This is a genomic window from Streptomyces sp. SID12501 (genome assembly GCF_010550245.1).
In the GTDB taxonomy this organism is placed as follows: domain Bacteria; phylum Actinomycetota; class Actinomycetes; order Streptomycetales; family Streptomycetaceae; genus Streptomyces.
The window spans coordinates 1-462 of record NZ_JAAGLU010000548.1; the positions used below are offsets into that span (position 1 = coordinate 1).

1 pseudogene is annotated in these 462 nt (G+C 74.9%); it reads right to left on the bottom strand.

The annotated features are described in order from the left end of the window. Window positions 1–96: 96 nt before the first annotated feature. Window positions 97–462, bottom strand: a pseudogene (locus G3I71_RS47220) (hypothetical protein); the annotation flags it as partial.

The window sequence follows — 462 nt, forward strand, 5'->3', positions numbered from 1 at the left end:
GCCCGAAGGCCGAGCCGGTACGGCCTCGACCCGGGGGCGGCGCCGGCCGGGAGCACCTCGGCCCCCGAGTCTCGACAGGCCGTCGGGCGAAGGGGCTCACGTCACCAGGTGCAGTGACGTGTCCGCGATGCCCAGGCGGATGCTCTGGCCCCAGGTCAATTGCAGGGCGTCGCTCTCCATCCCGTCGCCGAAGACCACGATCCGGTCCGACTCCACGGTCAACCGCAGCCCCTGACCCGGCTCCAACTCGCCGGCGACCTTCGTCGTTCCGGTCGTGGGTGAGGGCCAGGCCTCGCGTACGAACCACAGGAGCCGCCGGTCGCAGGGTGCGGGGAGGCCCGCGTGCGCGCCGCGTTCCAGCCACAGGGAGCGCAACCAGCCCGTGGCGCCCGTGCCGGTCCCCACCAGCACCCCGGAGGAGGCCTGGGCCTCACCCGGGCCCTCCTCGGCGTCGGCGCCGGG